This window comes from Streptomyces pyxinicus, from assembly GCF_024753135.1.
Classification (GTDB): domain Bacteria; phylum Actinomycetota; class Actinomycetes; order Streptomycetales; family Streptomycetaceae; genus Streptomyces; species Streptomyces pyxinicus.
The window spans coordinates 88,858-105,972 of record NZ_JANUGP010000010.1; the positions used below are offsets into that span (position 1 = coordinate 88,858).

The 17,115-nt window shown below is 72.8% G+C and carries 10 protein-coding genes and 1 pseudogene; 6 read left to right on the forward strand and 5 right to left on the reverse strand.

What is annotated here, in order from left to right; translation table 11 throughout:
- Positions 1 to 26: 26 nt before the first annotated feature.
- The 3 genes from NX794_RS15875 (at position 27) to NX794_RS15885 (ending at position 5,300) form a co-directional block, all read left to right on the forward strand.
- A complete protein-coding gene (locus NX794_RS15875; protein ID WP_258779185.1) occupies positions 27 to 677 on the forward strand; it encodes a class I SAM-dependent methyltransferase in 651 nt (216 codons plus the stop codon).
- 237 nt (positions 678 to 914) lie between these two features.
- Positions 915 to 1,763 carry a hypothetical protein gene (locus tag NX794_RS15880; protein WP_428985913.1) on the forward strand — a complete coding sequence of 283 codons (849 nt, stop codon included), beginning with the start codon at positions 915 to 917 and terminating at the stop codon, positions 1,761 to 1,763.
- 162 nt (positions 1,764 to 1,925) lie between these two features.
- Positions 1,926 to 5,300, forward strand: a complete 3,375-nt coding sequence (locus tag NX794_RS15885) for a pyruvate carboxylase (RefSeq protein ID WP_258779186.1) — start codon at positions 1,926 to 1,928, stop codon at positions 5,298 to 5,300.
- Between the two features lie 135 nt (positions 5,301 to 5,435).
- On the opposite strand, the gene NX794_RS15890 is transcribed toward NX794_RS15885, so the two are convergent.
- The 4 genes and pseudogenes from NX794_RS15890 to NX794_RS15905 all read right to left on the reverse strand — a co-directional run.
- A complete protein-coding gene (locus tag NX794_RS15890) occupies positions 5,436 to 5,891 on the reverse strand; it encodes a hypothetical protein (protein WP_258779187.1) in 456 nt (151 codons plus the stop codon).
- Between the two features lie 92 nt (positions 5,892 to 5,983).
- Positions 5,984 to 6,760, reverse strand: coding sequence for a polysaccharide lyase family 7 protein (locus NX794_RS15895; protein ID WP_258779188.1), 777 nt, complete (start codon positions 6,758 to 6,760; stop codon positions 5,984 to 5,986).
- A gap of 132 nt (positions 6,761 to 6,892) precedes the next feature.
- Positions 6,893 to 8,116 (reverse strand): carbohydrate-binding protein, encoded by a 1,224-nt coding sequence (locus tag NX794_RS15900; RefSeq protein ID WP_258779189.1) that lies wholly within the window; start codon positions 8,114 to 8,116, stop codon positions 6,893 to 6,895.
- 156 nt (positions 8,117 to 8,272) lie between these two features.
- Positions 8,273 to 10,429 (reverse strand): annotated as a pseudogene (locus NX794_RS15905) (glycoside hydrolase family 31 protein); the annotation flags it as partial.
- A gap of 859 nt (positions 10,430 to 11,288) precedes the next feature.
- On the opposite strand from NX794_RS15905, the gene NX794_RS15910 reads away from it, so the two are divergent.
- A complete protein-coding gene (locus NX794_RS15910) occupies positions 11,289 to 12,380 on the forward strand; it encodes a GNAT family N-acetyltransferase (protein WP_258779191.1) in 1,092 nt (363 codons plus the stop codon).
- Between the two features lie 305 nt (positions 12,381 to 12,685).
- On the opposite strand, the gene NX794_RS15915 is transcribed toward NX794_RS15910, so the two are convergent.
- On the reverse strand, positions 12,686 to 13,687 hold the full coding sequence (locus NX794_RS15915) for a Ppx/GppA family phosphatase (RefSeq protein ID WP_258779192.1): 1,002 nt from the start codon (positions 13,685 to 13,687) through the stop codon (positions 12,686 to 12,688).
- Between the two features lie 219 nt (positions 13,688 to 13,906).
- On the opposite strand from NX794_RS15915, the gene NX794_RS15920 reads away from it, so the two are divergent.
- Complete coding sequence (locus tag NX794_RS15920; protein ID WP_258779193.1) at positions 13,907 to 15,088, forward strand: FAD-dependent oxidoreductase; 1,182 nt, start codon at positions 13,907 to 13,909, stop codon at positions 15,086 to 15,088.
- 115 nt (positions 15,089 to 15,203) lie between these two features.
- Positions 15,204 to 17,006: an RICIN domain-containing protein gene (locus NX794_RS15925; RefSeq protein ID WP_258779194.1), complete on the forward strand. Its 1,803-nt coding sequence runs from the start codon at positions 15,204 to 15,206 to the stop codon at positions 17,004 to 17,006.
- The last annotated feature ends 109 nt before the right edge of the window (positions 17,007 to 17,115 follow it).

Below are 17,115 nucleotides of genomic sequence, written 5' to 3' on the forward strand. Positions count from 1 at the left end.
CGGCTCGGGTGCTAGCTTCCCTTCCCGTGACGGTGCACCAGGAGGAGACCAGGGCGGCCTACGACGGAGTCGTCGAGCTGTACGCGTCGATGTTCGCCGATCGGCTGGAGACGCGGCCGTTCGCGCGGAACATGATCGGTACCTTCGCCGAACTGGTGCGGGCGACGGGGAACCTGCGGGCGGCCGACGTGGGGTGCGGGCCCGGACACCTGACGGCCATGCTGCGCGACCTCGGGTTGGACGCCTTCGGGCTGGACCTCTCTCCGGTCATGGTCGAACACGCCCGGCGGGCCCATCCCGCGCTGCGGTTCGAGGAGGCGCGGATGGAGGCCCTGCCGGTCGAGGACGGCACCCTCGGCGGCGTGCTGGCTCACTACTCGATGATCCACACCCCGCCCGGGGAACTGCCCGCGTTGCTCGCCGAGCAGGTGCGGGCCCTGGCGCCGGGGGGTCTGCTCCTGGTCTCGTTCTTCGGAACCGACGGGTCCACGCCAGTTCGGTTCGACCATAAAGTGGCGCCCGCCTACAGCTGGCCGGTGGACCGGTTCGCGGAGCTGCTGGCCGGGGTCGGTCTCGACGTCGTTGCCCGGCTGCTCCACGACCCGGCCTCCGAACGAGGCTTCCTGGACGCGCATGTGCTGGCCCGCCTACCCGTCGTGTCAGGCGTCGTGACCTGATCCCGCCCGCACAGGGGAGACGTGCCGCCGGGACGTCGGCGGCGGTGCGGAGGTTGCCTCCCGGGCCGTGATTCCCGCCGTCCGGGCCTGTGGGGCTTCCCACCCGTTTTGGATCTTGACGTCCCGCTTGTGGCTCATCGAGTCTGGACATCCATACGAGGGCGCCTGAAACGGACGGAGCGCGGGAAAACGCCTCGCGCGGCGGAGGCGGAGACGGAGGCGGAGGGACGAGGGAACGTGACACGGCGAGTGCGCCTCGACCGCTGCCGCCCAGGGGTCGCCCCACGGCTCGTGCGGCTCGCCCGCTTCACCGCCCGCACCCTGCGCGCCGAGTGGCACGCCATCGTCACCGACCCCGTACGGCGGCTCGCCCGGCGCGGGCTGTCCGGGCTGCTGCTCGCCTTCGTCGCCGCGTTCGGTGTCGTCTTCTTCCACGACATCGCCCAGCATCCCACCGGCGCCCTGTGGGTCACCCGGCTCGGTGGCGTCCGGGCCGACCTGCCGCTGTGGGAGTCCCTGCTGCGCACCCCCGTGTCGCTGTACGTGCCCGCCCTCGACCTGCCCGTCTGGGCCGGCATCACCCAGCTCTTCCTCGCCTTCGCGCTCGCCGAGCTGACCCTCGGCCGGGCCCGTACCCTGGCGATCGCCTACACCGCCACGCTGGCCGGCACCCTCACCGCCCGCCTGATGATCGCCGCCGGACCTGGCTGGTGGGGGTTCGGGCTGCCGCCCGAGACCGGCCGGGTGCTGGACACCGGGCCCTCGGCCGCCGTCGTCGGCCTGTTCACCTATCTCGCCGTCGTCCGACGTGCCCCCGTGGTGTTCACGCTGACCGGCGGTTCGATGGTGTGGGAGTCCGTCGCCGTCCCCAACCTGGCCGGGAGGGAACACCTGGTCGCGGTGGGTACGGCCGTCGTCCTCGGTCTGCTGCACGGGCAGGGGGGCCGGCTCCGCGCCACCGCCGCCCTGACCCTGCTCCCGGTCCGCCGCGCCGACAGAGGCCGAGGACCCGCTCCCCGTACCGTGCGCGCGGACGCCGGGCGCACCGCCGCGCCCCCGCCCACCACCGTCCCCCCAGCCCCCTGACCCGGCGCCCGCGGCGCGCCCCTGTGGCGCTGCCCACCCTCTCGGTGTGATGGTTTTCGCACGGCCCCCCGGGCGGGCAGCCCCTAGGGTGGCCGCGGAGTACGCAAGGCGTGGCTGACACCAGGGTGTTCGTCGCCGGCAGGCAGCTGAAGGGAATCCAGGATGTTCCGCAAGGTGCTGGTCGCCAACCGAGGCGAGATCGCCATCCGCGCGTTCCGGGCGGGCTACGAGCTGGGCGCGCGCACGGTCGCCGTCTTCCCGCACGAGGACCGCAACTCGCTGCACCGGCTCAAGGCCGACGAGGCGTACGAGATCGGCGAGCCGGGGCACCCGGTGCGCGCCTACCTGTCGGTCGAGGAGATCGTGGCCGCCGCCCGCCGGGCCGGTGCCGACGCCGTCTACCCCGGCTACGGCTTCCTGTCGGAGAACCCGGAACTGGCCCGGGCCTGCGCGGAGGCCGGCATCACCTTCGTCGGTCCCGACGCGCCGACGCTGGAGCTGACCGGCAACAAGGCGCGCGCGGTCGCCGCGGCCCGGGCGGCCGGCGTGCCGGTGCTCGGCTCCTCGCAGCCGTCCACCGACGTGGACGAACTGTTGCGCGCCGCCGAGGAGATCGGCTTCCCGGTCTTCGTCAAGGCGGTCGCGGGCGGCGGCGGGCGCGGTATGCGCCGGGTGGCGGAGCCCGCGCAGCTGCGCGAGTCCATCGAGGCCGCCTCCCGGGAGGCCGCGTCCGCGTTCGGCGACCCGACCGTCTTCCTGGAGAAGGCCGTCGTGGACCCGCGCCACATCGAGGTACAGATCCTCGCCGACGCCGAGGGCAACGTCATCCACCTCTTCGAGCGGGACTGCTCGGTGCAGCGCCGCCACCAGAAGGTCATCGAGCTGGCGCCCGCCCCGAACCTCGACCCGGAGCTGCGGACGCGGATCTGCGCCGACGCCGTGCGCTTCGCCCGCGAGATCGGCTACCGCAACGCGGGCACCGTGGAGTTCCTGCTCGACCGCGACGGCAACCACGTCTTCATCGAGATGAACCCGCGCATCCAGGTCGAGCACACGGTCACCGAGGAGGTCACCGACGTCGATCTGGTCCAGGCCCAGCTGCGCATCGCCGCCGGCGAGACCCTGGCCGACCTCGGCCTCGCCCAGGACACCGTCACCCTGCGCGGCGCCGCCCTCCAGTGCCGGATCACCACCGAGGACCCGGCCAACGGCTTCCGCCCCGACACCGGACGGATCAGCGCCTACCGCTCCCCGGGCGGCTCCGGCATCCGGCTGGACGGCGGAACCACCCACGCCGGTACGGAGATCAGCGCGCACTTCGACTCGATGCTGGTCAAACTCACCTGCCGGGGACGCGACTTCAAGGCCGCCGTCGGACGCGCCCGGCGTGCCCTCGCCGAGTTCCGCATCCGGGGCGTATCCACCAACATCCCCTTCCTCCAAGCGGTGCTGGACGACCCGGACTTCCAGGCGGGCCGGGTCACGACCTCGTTCATCGAGGAGCGGCCGCACCTGCTCACCGCCCGCTCCTCCGCCGACCGCGGCACCAAGCTGCTCACCTACCTCGCCGACGTCACCGTCAACAAGCCGCACGGCGAACGGCCCGAGCTGGTCGACCCGTTGACCAAGCTGCCGCCGCTGCCCGGCGGTGAGCCGCCGGCCGGGTCACGACAGCGGCTGGTGGAGCTGGGCCCCGAGGGCTTCGCCCGCCACCTGCGCGAGTCCCCGACGATCGGCGTCACCGACACCACCTTCCGCGACGCCCACCAGTCCCTGCTCGCCACCCGGGTGCGCACCAAGGACCTGCTCGCCGTCGCCCCGGTCGTCGCCCGCACCCTGCCCGGGCTGCTGTCCCTGGAGTGCTGGGGCGGCGCCACCTACGACGTCGCCCTGCGCTTCCTCGCCGAGGACCCCTGGGAGCGGCTGGCCGCGCTCCGCGAGGCCGTGCCCAACATCTGCCTCCAGATGCTGCTGCGCGGCCGCAACACCGTGGGCTACACGCCGTACCCGACCGAGGTGACCGACGCCTTCGTGCAGGAGGCCGCCGCCACCGGCATCGACATCTTCCGCGTCTTCGACGCTCTCAACGACGTCGGCCAGATGCGCCCCGCGATCGAGGCCGTCCGGGAGACCGGTACCGCGATCGCCGAGGTCGCCCTCTGCTACACCGCCGATCTCAGCGACCCGGCCGAGCGGCTCTACACCCTCGACTACTACCTGCGCCTCGCCGAGCGGATCGTCGAGGCCGGCGCCCATGTCATCGCCGTCAAGGACATGGCCGGACTGCTGCGCGCCCCGGCCGCCGCGAAGCTGGTCTCGGCGCTGCGCCGGGAGTTCGACCTGCCGGTGCACCTGCACACCCACGACACCGCCGGCGGCCAGCTCGCCACCTACCTCGCCGCGATCCAGGCGGGCGCCGACGCGGTGGACGGCGCGGTGGCCTCCATGGCGGGGACGACCTCGCAGCCGTCGCTGTCCGCGATCGTCGCCGCCACCGACCACTCCGAGCGGCCCACCGGCCTCGACCTCCAGGCGGTCGGCGACCTGGAGCCGTACTGGGAGGGCGTGCGGAGGATCTACGCCCCGTTCGAGGCGGGCCTGGCCTCCCCGACCGGCCGTGTCTACCACCACGAGATCCCCGGCGGCCAGCTCTCCAACCTGCGCACCCAGGCCGTCGCCCTGGGCCTCGGCGACCGCTTCGAGGACATCGAGGCGATGTACGCCGCCGCCGACCGCATCCTCGGCCACCTGGTCAAGGTCACCCCGTCCTCCAAGGTGGTCGGCGACCTCGCCCTGCACCTGGTGGGCGCCGGCGTCTCCCCGGCGGACTTCGAGGCGACCCCGGACCGGTTCGACATCCCGGACTCGGTCATCGGGTTCCTGCGCGGCGAACTGGGCACCCCGCCCGGCGGCTGGCCCGAGCCGTTCCGCACCAAGGCGCTCCAGGGGCGGGCGGCGCCCAGGCCGGTGCCCGAGCTGTCAGCGGAGGACCGCGAGGGGCTGGCCAAGGACCGCCGGGCCACCCTGAACCGGCTGCTGTTCCCCGCGCCCACCCGCGAGTTCGAGAGCCGGCGCCAGTCCTTCGGCGACACCGGCGTGCTGGACAGCAAGGCCTTCTTCTACGGGCTGCGCCCGGGCAAGGAGTACGCCGTCGACCTGGAGCCCGGAGTCCGGCTGCTGATCGAGCTGCAGGCGATCGGCGAGGCCGACGAGCGCGGCATGCGCACCGTGATGTCCACGCTCAACGGCCAGCTCCGCCCCATTCAGGTACGGGACCGGGCGGCGGCCTCCGACGTCCCGGTGACGGAGAAGGCGGACCGCTCCGACCCCGGCCATGTCGCGGCGCCCTTCGCCGGGGTGGTGACGCTCGCGGTGAGCGAGGGCGACGAGGTGGCCGCCGGTGCCACGGTCGCCACCATCGAGGCGATGAAGATGGAGGCGACGATCACCGCGCCGCAGGCGGGCCGGGTGGCCCGGCTGGCCATCAACCGCATCCAGCAGGTGGAGGGCGGCGACCTGCTCGCCGAGATCCGCTGAGCCGCGACGGCGGCGTGTGCCGGGCCCGGAGACCTCCCGGGCACGGCACACGCCGAGATCCGCTGAGCCGCGACGGCGGCGTGTGCCGGGCCCGGAGACCTCCCGGGCACGGCACACATGTCGTGGAGATGACGGTCAGTCCCAGAGCGGGTAGGTCATGACCCGCTGGAACCCGTCCGGACGGGCGTCGGTGTAGGTGAGGCTCATCCGGGTGAAGTGCTGCACCGCCGGGTCCTTCTTCCAGGCCTGCGGGCGGTCCAGCCTGACGCTCACCTGGTAGTAGCGGAAGTGACCCGCCGCGCAGTACGGCTTGCAGTCGTTGACCATGTTCACACCGGTGGCCGTGGCGCCGTCCGCGCCCCACTGCTTCCACTGGAGCCCGGAGAGCCGGCTGTTGCCGTCACCGCAGGCGAGAATGAAGTCGGTCGGACGGACATCGCGCTGCCACTGGCAGTCGACGAGCACCGGTGCCGGGGATGCGACCTTCGGTGCCGAGGTGGTCGCCGTACTGGCCGAGGCTGTGGACATCGCCGCGGTGAGCAGGGCTCCCGCCGCCAGGGTGATCGCCGTTCCCGTCAATGATCCGCGCATTGGCCGCTCCCGCCAGTCGTGCTGTGTCGGACCGCACATCGACGCTACGACCGTCCGCCCGAATGCACCAATCGCGCAGGTCGGAGTGCGTGTCAGCCGTGCGAGACGGTCAACCCGTAGAACCCGACCCGGGCGCCCTTGGTGGTGCTGTCCGAGGAGGACTGGTTGTAGGAGCCGGCCTTGAAGTACTGCTTGTACGGCTTGAAGGAGGACGGGATGGCGTAGTGGGTGGTCGTGCCGTTGACGGTCAGGTCGACGGTGTCGCCGCCCGAGACGGCGATGGTGTAGCTCCAGGTCTTGCCGACGGACACGTGCCCGACCGGGTGCGGGGTCTGGCCGCCGGAGGGGGAGTCCTCGGTGCCCAGCACGATGTCGCCGTCGCTGTGGTAGTACAGCTCGACCAGCGGCTTGGTGGAGGAGCCGCCGGAGCCGAGGTGGATCTGGCCGACGCACACGTTCTTGGTCACGGACACCACGCGCAGGGTCGCGCTCAGCCGGTGGGAGCCGGACAGCGCCCAGTCGGCGGCGCTGCCGTCGCGGTTCATCTCGCGCAGCTCGGAGCGGGCGTAGTTCGAGTTCGGCGTGGTGACGCCCTTCTCCGGTGCCCAGAACGTCATCGCGCCGTCCCGGGTGTCCGTGAAGAAGTACGTGTCCTGGTAGCCGTTCGCGCCCTGGAGCCGGGACGAGGGGATGGTGGTGGGCTTGCCGGGGGAGCCGACGGGTTCCTGGAGCTGCCAGACGGACAGGTCGAAGTTGCCGCCCGGTGCCACGTGCGGGTCGGCCGCGCCCGCGCCGGCGCCGCTGAGGAGGGTGAGCGCGAGGGCGAGGCCGACGGCGGCCGGGGGTGCCCAGAGCCGGGAACGGTTCACGGTGGGGGGTCCTTTCGCGAGAAGGACACGCCCGGCGCTCACATCCCGTGGTTCAGAATGCTGAACGCTGGACGCATCCTTGTTCACTGATGACCCGTGAAGCTAGAGGCCCGGCCCCGCGCCGTCAAGGGGTCAGCAGGCGCCCTCGTCCTGCCAGGGGCCCCATTCGGACGCGCCGGGCGTCTCGTTCTGGGTCCACCACTTGGCCTTCCAGTTGTGGTGGTTGTACGACGCCTCGTTCCCGCTCGTGTACACGGCCGAGGAACTCCACGCGTCCTTGCAGGCGCCGCCGCCCGGCGGGGTCGGCGTCGGCGTCGGGGTCGGTGTGGGGGTGCCGCTCGGCGGGGTGGCGCCCGCGAACTTCACCGAGTACTTGGCGAAGTCCCAGGCGTTCTGCGCCACGCTGGAGCAGGTGCCGGAGGTGCGGCCTCCATTGTCGGCCGGGGTGCACTGCCGGTCCCGGTTCAGCGACCAGTATGTAAAACGGTCCATGTGGTGACTTGTCGCGTAGTCGAGCACCGTCTGGAAGTCGGCCTGGCTGAAGTACTCGCCGGTGTCGCTGCGGCCGTTCATGCCGGAGAAGCCCTCGTGGGCGTAGGCGGTCGCCTGGTCCCAGCCGAACGTGGACTGGAGGATCGTGTTGAAGTTGGTCAGCGCGCTGGTCTGGCTCGCCGCGCCGTTGAAGCCGCCGTCGAAGGGCATGATGGAGAAGTTGTTCGGGGTGAAGCCCTGCGACTTCGCCTCCAGCAGCATCTGCTTGCCGAACCAGCCGGTGCCGTCCGCCGTGCCGGCCGTGGTCACCGAGACGTACAGCCCCGGGTTGTTCTGCTGGAGGATCTTCGCGGCGCCGATCTCGTTGTGGATGGCCGCGGTGTTCTCGTACTCCGGCTCCTCCAGGTCGAAGTCGATGGCGTGCAGCCCGTACTTGGTGATGACCTGCTGGTAGGCCGCCGCCGTGGCCGCCGGGTCCGCGCAGGCCTGGCCGAGCTTGGTGCCGCCGTAGCCGCCGATGGAGACCGAGACGTCACCGCCCTTGGCGCGGATCGTGCTGATCACCGACTGCACGGCCGTGTCCGAGGAGACGGGTGCCGTGCCGCCCCAGGTCGGCGAGCAGCCGCCGCCGTTCGGGGCGAGGACGAAGGCGAGCTGGAAGGCCTTGAGGCCGGTGGCGTCCATGATGGCGCCGGCGTCCGGCGGGTCGTTGTCCGTCGGCATCAGATAGGGGGCGGCGGCGTACCAGCGGTTGTCGAGCGCGCCGGTGGCGCCCGACGCGGTGCTCGCGACCAGTGCGGTCGTGCCGGCTGCGGCGAGCGTGACGGCCGCCGCCGCGCCCAGACATGCCCGAAGACGTCTCACTGCGTGCCTCCAGAGGGTGGGGGAGAAGTGAGCCCTGAGTGGGGAGTCCCAGGGCGCGCCCCACCCTCCGGGAGGTGTTGCGGCCACGTCAATGAGTTGGACTAGACCAACGAGCACTTTGGACTAGACCATACGATTCCTTTACCTCCCCTCGACCAGCCGCAGGCCGAACCCACGCTTCAGCGGCAGACTCGGCGTGGTGACCGTGGTGACGTGCTTCGCGCTGTCGTACGACCAGGCGGAGCGCGGCAGTCGGCGCCCGTCCAGCAGCACCCGCGCGGGCGCCGAGCCGCCGTGCACGGTGAACGTGTACGTCCGCGCGGTCACCTTGCCCTTGTACGACCCCTTGCTCGCGCCGACCGCCACCGAGATGCCCGTCCGGTCCGCGCGCGTCGACACCGACTGCGTGGCGGCGGCGCCCTTGGTGAAGTCGCGGGTCACGCCGTCGTCCTCGTAGAGGGTGTACCGGCTGGTGCCGTGGGCGGCCGGGTACAGGTCCCAGTCCAGTTCGTGCCGGTCCCGGGTCTGCCAACTCGTCGTCCCCTTAGGCCACATGGGCACGACCGCGCCCTCGCGCACGAACAGCGGCAGCGTGTCCAGCGGCGCGTGGTAGCCGTTCAGCGTGGTCGGGCCCTGGTAGGTGCGCCCGGTCCAGTAGTCGGTCCAGGTGCCCTTCGGCAGATAGATGCCGTCGCGGGTCTCGGAGTCCTGGTAGACCGGCGCCACCAGGAAGTCCCGGCCGGACAGGAACTCGTACTTCGCCTCGGCTCCCAGGGTCTTCGGGTCGTCCGGGTACTCCAGCCACAGCGGCCGTACCGCCCCCACACCCGTCTTCGCCGCCTGGGCCGACAGGGTGTACATGTACGGCAACAACCGCTCCTTGAGCTGGAGATACTTGCGGTTGATCGAGGTGTACGGCTCCCCGTCCAGCCAGGGCTGCTGGTCGGCCGGCTTGCCCGTGGTGAGGTCGCTCGCCCAGCCGTCCATGGTCATGATGGCCGGCAGGAAGGCCTTCCACTGGAGGTCGCGGGCGTACATCTTGGCGTCGTGGCGGTAGATGCTGCCCACGTCACCGGTGTTGTAGGCGATGCCGGACAGGGTCGCCCCGGCGTAGGTCGGGATCTGCCAGCGGATGTAGTCCCAGGACAGCTTCTGGTCGCCGCTCCACAGCACACCGCAGCGCTGGGCGCCCGCCCAGGACACCGGCAGCCACACGAACCCGCGGGCGTCGCTGTTGTCCTCGATGCCCTTCTTCGCCGCGTCGCACGCGTCCAGCGCGAACTTGTAGCCGTTGCCGACCCAGGCCACGTCCAGCTTCGCCACCCGCTGGCCCGCCTTGACCTGGTCGGCGAGCTTGTCGATGCCGTCCTGCGTCCACATGCCGAGCTGGGCGTCGTGGTCCTGGAGCCCCTTGGCGGTCTGCTCCAGGTTCTCGTACCCGCAGCCGTAGCCGTCGTTGACCAGCATCCAGCCGAGCGGCATCTGGTGCTCGGTGTACCCGTCGGCGACCTTCAGCGCGTCCAGGGTGTGCCGCTCGCCCCGGTTGGCGTTGTGCAGATAGCAGTCGGAGTCGCCGGGTTCGAGGCCGTACACGGGCGGCATGAAGGGCTTGCCCACGAGTGCCGTGTAGTCGCCGATGACGTGCTTGGCGTCGCCGAGGAAGTAGTAGGCGTCCAGGCGCCGTTCCTGCTGGCCGGTGGTGACCGGGGAGCCGAAGGTGTAGACGCCCGGCGCGAAGGTGTTGCGGAAGACGCCGTAGCCCGCGCTGGAGAGGTAGAACGGCTGGGAGTTGTTGTAGCCGCCCTCGTCCCAGTCGAAGCTGTTGGACACGTACATGGTCTGCCCGCGGTGCGAGAAGCTGCCGTTCTGCTCGCCGCCGCCGAAGAACTGCTCGTCCGCGCCCCGCGCGAGGCTCTGCCGCATACCGCCGGTCGACCAGCGCAGCGGCTTGTCCTCCTGCCAGATCCGGGCGCGGTTGTCGGGCTTGTACAGGCCGAACCGCAGGGGGTGCTTGTAGACGCGCAGCACGGCCCCGGGGGAGCGGATGCCGTAGTAGGCGCCCGCGTCGAAGGACGAGGTGTGCCGCTGGAGCGCGGGCTGCTCGCGCACGATGGCGGTGCCGGCCGGGTCGCTCAGCGAGCCCGACGGGTCTGCCTGGAGGCGCAGCTGATCACCCGTCAGGAAGTCCGCCCGGGCCGTCAGCGTCCCGGCGCCGATGGTGTAGCTGCCGTCCCGGCCCGAGAAGGACGTGAGGTCGCCGGCGTCCGTGGTGGCGGGCAGATACGCGGTGCCGGTGACCGAGCCGCCGTGCACGTCGTACGGCACCACCAGCACGTGATACGTCCCCGACGCCCGCGGGATCACCGTGGCCTCGGGGTCGGCGGTGCCCGCGCTGGACGCCACCTGCTTGCCCTGGTCGTCGTAGACGTACAGGTCGAAGTCGTCCGAGGGGTGGTCCCATGTGACCGACAGCGGGACGCCGCCCTCGGGGTTGTCGTCCCAGTAGCCGTCCGGCACCGAGACGTTCAGGTCGAAACGGTCGCAGACCTTGTTCTCCGGGTCGGCGCCGGCGGCGGGGCAGCTCTCGGTGCCGCCTTTGGTGCCCTCGGCGTAGACCGGGCTCTGCCAGCTCACGCTGCTGTGCCCCGGGTCCAGTACGGCCCCGGAGGCGGTGGCGGCCTCGGCGGGCCCCGGGCCGGCCAGCACGGTCGCGGCCAGGAACGTGGCCAGTACCGGCGGAACCCAGGCCGGCCACGGCACACGATGTCGGAGTCTTCGCACGGCGGAACAGCTCCCCTCGCACCCTTGCGGATTGCGTGTCCTTGATGACTGTCCTAACGGTTGCTGCTCGCAGACGCTCGAAACGAGCGACTATCGAGCAACTTCACGCACGAAGCCTCGGGGCTGGTGCAGGTTCATGTCAATAGCGCGACCGTCGAGGGCGTCCGCACGCGTGGACGGTGAGCCCGAAGCCGTGACCGATGTCGGCGTATCCGTGGCGAACGGTCCGCCGCCTGGGGCACCCTTGACGGTGCGCGTGCTGTTTCGCCGGGTTCGGCCCCGTCCGGAAACCCGGACGGCGGTCGCGGGACGGCACGGCGTGGTGGGGATCGGCGGACACGGAAACCAGCGGCAGGGCGCGCCCGGCGCGTCGTGGGGGGAGCGATCGCCCATGCGATCCATCGGCCAGATCACCGTTCACCGTCCCGGCGAGCTGACGGCGGACCTGCGCGCGGCCTGGCACCGCGCGATGGACGAGTCACCCGAGTACGCCAACCCCTTCCTGGCACCGGAGTTCGCGACCGGCGTCGGCCGCTTCCGGCGCGGCACCCGGATCGCGGTGCTGCGCGAGGGCGGTGAGCCGGTCGGCTTCCTCCCCTTCGAGCGCGGGCCGCTGGGCACCGGACGGGCCGTCGGACTCGGACTCTCCGACTGCCAGGCGCTCGTGCACCGCCCCGGCGTCACCTGGGACACCGGGGAACTGCTGCGGGCCGCACGCCTCAGCATCTTCGAGTTCGACCATCTGGTGTGCGGGCAGCGGCCGTTCGCCCCCCACGTCACCGGCACCTTCGCCTCACCGGTGATCGACGTGAAACCGGGCGACGGCGACTATCCGCAGTGGCTGCGCGGCGCGTACCCGGGGCTGGCCAAGACGACCCTGAAGAAGGAGCGGCGGCTCGGCCGGGACCTCGGCGAGGTGCGGTTCGTCTTCGACGAGCGGGACCCGCGGGCGCTCGGCACCCTTATGCGCTGGAAGTCCGCCCAGTACCGCAGGACCGGCCGCATGGACCGGTTCTCCCGGCCCTGGATCGTCGGTCTGGTCGAGCATCTCTTCCACGTCCGCGAGGAGCACTTCACCGGCGTGCTGTCCGTGCTGTACGCGGGCGACCGGCCGGTGGCGGCCCACTTCGGGCCCCGTTCGAGCACCGTGCTGGCAGCCTGGTTCACCGCGTACGACCCCGAACTGCGCTACTACTCGCCCGGGTTGATGATGCACCTGCGCACCGCCGAGGCCGCCGCGCGGGGCGGGGTGACCCTGGTCGACCTCGGCCGCGGCGACAAGGAGTACAAGGACTGGCTGAAGACCCGCGAACTGCGGGTCGCCGAGGGCTTCGCCGACCGGACGCACCCGGTGGCGCTCGCCCGCCGCATGTGGCGGAGACCGGTACGCGGCCTGCGCAACACGGTCCTGGCCCACCCCGCGCTCCGCGACCCCGCCGACCGGCTGCTGAGGACGGTGGGCTCTCTGCGCACCCGGGGCTGACCGGGCCCCCGGGCCCCCGGGCCCCCGGGTCTCTCCCGGATCCGGCCGGCTCCAGGTGACCCGGCGGGGTCGGCGCAGGTGCGCGCGGACCTGCCCGCCTGCCGGCCCACCCGAGCGGGGACCGGTGCGTGCGGCTGCGAGAAGACGCCGGCGCGGCAGCGGCGCCCCCGGCGCGAGCGGAGCCGGGCGTGGCGGAGCCGGCAGCCGACGACGACGCCCCGGAGGGCGGGTCCCGGCCCCGCGCACCGGCAAGACCCGGGAGACGGGCCTGCGCCGGCGGACTCGCGACGCGCGGTGCCGGGAGGTCAGGCCGGCGGGCTCGCGATCCGCAGTGCCGGGACCGGGGCCGGCGGGGCGGCCGGCGCCGTGGCCTCGGTCCACCAGTCGGGGCCGTCCTCGATGTAGCGCAGCAGGACGCCCTCACGGATGGCCCAGGGGCAGACCACCGCCCGGCGCAGGCCCATGAGCTTCAGGGCGGTGTGCCCGACGACGGCGCCGGCCAGGCTCTGGGCCGCGCGCGGCGCCGAGATCCCCGGCAGCTGGGCGCGCTCGGCGGCCGGGAGCGCGGACAGCGCCCGCACCGCACCGCGCAGGTCGTCGCAGTCCACCTCCCGCGCCACGAAAGGCCCGTGCCGTCCGGGCGCGGCTCCGCACAGCCGCGCGAGCTGCTGGAACGTACGGGAGGACACGGCGGCGGTACGCGGCCGTTCCCAGCGGATCCGGGACGCCACGTCCCGCAGCTCGTGCCGGATCCGGCGGCGCAGCACCTTCAGTTCGGCCGGTCCCGGCGGGTCCTGGACGCTCAGGCACTCCCGGGTCAGCCGGCTCGCGCCGAGCGGCAGGGAGGCGGCGAAGTCCGGCAGCCGGCCCCGGCCGAAGGCCACCTCAAGGGAGCCGCCGCCGATGTCGAGCAGCGCCAGTGGTCCCGCGTTCCAGCCCAGCCAGCGGCGGGCCGCCAGGAATGTCAGCTCGGCCTCGGTCTCACCCGGGAGGGTGCACATCCGGATGCCGGTGCCCGCCGCCACCCGCTCCAGCACCTCGTGCCGGTTCGGGGCGCCGCGCACCACCGCCGTCGCGAAGGCCAGCGGACCCGTCGCGCGCCATCGCCGGGCCGTCGCGCCCGCTGCGGCCACCGCCGTCACCAACTGCTCCACCGCCGCGTCGGCGATCGAGCCGTCCGGGCCCACTTGTTCGGACAGGCGCAGCTTCCACTTGACGGTGTGCACCGGCAGCGGAACACCACCTTCCACATCCGCGATCACCAGACGAACCGTGTTCGACCCCGCGTCCACCACACTCACCCGCATGGCCGGTCACTACCCGCTCAGCCGCCACCGACGCCCCGCACCGGGGGCGCTTCTGCGCACACGCCCCGGCACGGACGCGCACGGCCCGGCACACGTCACGGCACCGACGCGCCCCCGAGCCACCGCCCGGCCCTGTCCGGAACCCGGCCCCGCCCGCCGCGCCGTACCCACCCCTGCCCTTGAATGGGGACGACCGCAGTCGGCACCGAGGAGTGGCAGTTGAGCACGACGGACACGACGAAGGCGCTGGTGATCGGCGGCGGCATCGCGGGCACCGCGACCGCGCTGGGCCTGCGCAAGGCCGGCCACCACGTGGAGGTGTACGAGGCGCACCCGGGCACGGCCGAGGACATCGGCGCCTTCCTCACCCTCGCCAGCAACGGCATGCGCGCACTCGCCCAGCTCGACGCCACGGACGCCGTGACGGCCGTCGGTTTTCCGCTGACTTCGCTCCGGCTGCTCGACGACCGGGGCACCGAACAGGCGCACGCCCCCCTCGGCGAGGCCGCCGACCCCGCCCTGCGCTTCCGCTGTCTGCGCCGCGGCGAGCTGAACGCCGCCCTCCAGGCCGAGGCGGCCCGGCGCGGCATCCCGCTGCGGCACGGCGCCCGGCTGGAGTCCGTGACGGACGGCCCGGACGGCGTCACCGCCCGCTTCGCCGACGGCACCACCGCCACCGGCGACCTGCTGATCGGCGCCGACGGACTGCACTCGACCGTCCGCCGCCTCCTCACCCCCGGCGTCCGGCCCGGCTACGCGGGCCAGCGCGTCTACTACGGCTACACCACCACCCCACCCGCGCCGGGACCGGCCGCCACCATCACCATGGTGCGCGGCACCGGGGCCGCCTTCGGCCACGCGACCTCACCGGCGGGGGAGTCGTACTGGTTCGCCCGCGTCGGCGGAGACCCGCTGCCGTCCGACACCCCCGCCGGGCCGACCGAGGCGCTGCGCCGGGAGCTGCTGCCGCTGCTGCGGGCCGACGCCACCCCGGCCGCCGGACTGGTCGAGGCCGCGGACACGATCATGGCGACCGACGCCACCGAACTGCCGCTCGGCAGCCCCTGGCGGTCCGGGCGCGTGCTGCTGGTCGGCGACGCGGCCCACGCGGCCTCCCCGGCCACCGGCCAGGGCGCCTCGATGGCCCTGGAGGACGCGGTCGTGCTGGCCAAGGCGCTGCGCGACCTCCCGGACGCGGAGGGCGCGTTCGCCGCCTACGAGGCACACCGCCGCCCGCGCGCCGAGCACAACATCTCGGTCAGCGGCGGCATCTCCCGCGGCACCCACACGTCCGGCCGTCCCGGCCCGGCCGGGGGCCGTCCCGCCGGCCCGGACGAGGCCCTGATCCGCCAACTGGACTGGGACACACCCCTGTCCGTCGACCCGCACCCGGCCGGCTGACCCCGGGGCGCCCGCGCGAAAGTGCAAGAGGCGGAGCACCGGAGTCCATTGCCGGGGCACGGGCCGGGGCCGGATCGTTCCCCGCAACCGGCCCTTCGGCGACAAGGAGCACCCGTTGCGACTCCTCAGCAGAGCAGGCGGCGCCCTGGCCGCGACCGCCGCCCTGGTCCTGGGCGGCGGCACAGCGGCCCCGGCGGCCGCCGCGGCCCCCGCCGCCGGCTACACCGTGACCGTCGGCACCCCGGTGCCGTTCCCCCACCCCACGGACACCCCGGCCTCCCCCTACCTCGACCGGGACGGCACCTTCCACTACCAGCAGTCCGCCGCCCTCTACGGCGCCGACGACCCGCGCGTCTGGGACTTCTACACCGGCAAGGACTTCGACACCGCCACCTACGACAAGAAGCTCAGCGAGGCCGTGAACCCGGCGAACCCCGCCGACCGCAACGACGACACCACCTGGCGCTGCGACAACAGCCCCACCGGCCGCGAGGCGACGTACGCCCCGAGCGGCTCGGGCTACGCGCGGAAGAACTACTGCGACCTGTCCGGCCTGTGGGTCGACCCCGACACCGGCGACTGGTACGGCCTGGTGCACAACGAGTTCACCCCGCAGCCCTTCGGCGACGGACTGCACTACGACGCGATCGACTACGCCGTCTCCACCGACCGAGGCCGCACCTGGACCGTCAAGGACCACGTGATCACCTCCCCGTACAGCACGAAACGCGGGGACACGGCCGCCTTCCCGCACCAGACGTACTCCTACGGGGACGGCGACCAGCGGCTGTTCGTCGACACCGCCTCCGGGTACTTCTACGTCTACTACGGCTCGCGGATCGTCGACAAGGGCGGCAGCTGGAAGGCGTTCTACGAGCACGTGGCCCGCGCCCCGATCTCCGGGAAGATGGCGCCGGGCTCCTGGCGCAAGTGGTACGACGGCGCCTGGACCCAGCCCGGCACCGGCGGCCGGGAGAGCAACGTCGTCCCCGTCGACGCGGCCCACCCCGGCGGCTACACGCCCGCCGCCGCCGAGTACGACCCCGCCACCACCGGGACCACCGCCGAGCAGATCGCGGCCGGCAGGACACCCCCGACCTCGCCGCTGTTCGTCATGAACATCGCCTACGACGCCCACCTCGGCCTGTACATCGGCACCCCGCAGGCCGTCGACCAGAGCGGGAAGTCGCCGCAGTACCTGTACGCCACCGACAACCTGGCCACCCAGAAGTGGCGGCTCATCGGCGACACCGGCACCTACACCACCGCCTCCTGGTACCGCTGGTTCCTGGACGGCACGAGCCGCACCGGCTCGGCGATCGTCGGCAGGACCTTCCGCACCTACTGCTCCTTCGGCTGCTCCCACGACGCCTCCGGCGAGTACGTCGACCTGACCGTCGACCCCGCCGCGCCCGCCGCTTCCCCCGTGGACACCGGGCGCCGCTACCGGATCTCCAGCGGCGCGGGCCGTCGGCTCGCCGTGGGCTCCGGCGGCTCCGCCACCACCTCGCTCGCGGGTCCGGCGGTATCCGGCCGGGACCTGTGGCGGTTCACCCCGACCGGCGACGGAGCGTTCACCCTCGCCAACACCGCCACCGGCCGGCTGCTGGGCGTCGACTCCACCGGCACGGCGGGCCGCGCCTGGGGCGCCAAGCCCACCGTCACGGCGGCGAGCACGGCCGGCCCGACCGCCGGACAGCAGTGGTTCGTCATTCCGGACACCTCAGGCTCCGCGACGAAGGGCACCTACCACCTGGTCAACCGCTACAGCGGCCTCGTCCTCGGCCTCTCCGGCACCTCGGGCCGCCTCGCCGAGACCACACCGGTGCGCACCTGGACCGACCGCGGCGGCAGCTCCGTCGGCGGCGGCCGCACGGCAGCCGAACAGACCCTGTCCTTCACCCCGGTCGGCGGGTAGCCCCCGCCTCCACATTGTTCCCGCCCGCACAGGCCTCCCGGCCTGTGCGGGCGACCCCCGTTGCTGTACGCCCTGTTCACCTCGAAGTATGTGGCTTCCGAAGGCTTGT